At 42.7% G+C, this 279-nt stretch carries 1 protein-coding gene; it reads left to right on the top strand.

Going from position 1 to position 279, the window contains the following annotated elements; genetic code table 11:
- The coding region (locus SB775_RS28930) for an ABC transporter transmembrane domain-containing protein (protein ID WP_410864648.1) at positions 1-279 on the top strand (279 nt) is incomplete at both ends.

The following is a 279-nucleotide window of genomic DNA, read 5'->3' as shown; positions in this document are numbered from 1 at the left end:
ATGCAATTTATTGTGTCGTACTGGGGGCACATGCTGGGCATCAATATTGAAACAGATATGAGGAAGAAGCTATTTGATCACTTTCAGCGTCTGTCATTTAAATTCTTTGATAACAACAAAACGGGTAAGCTCATGTCACGGATGACCAACGACCTCATGTACATTGGAGAGGTGGCGCATCATGGGCCTGAAGATTTGTTTATTGCGATTATAACGATTCTTGGCGCCTTTGCTGTCATGCTGATGATTAACTGGCAGCTTGCCATTTTAACCTTCCTG

The sequence above is a fragment of the Peribacillus sp. SIMBA_075 genome (assembly GCF_046534585.1).
This window is presented reverse-complemented; position numbering and strand designations above follow the sequence as displayed.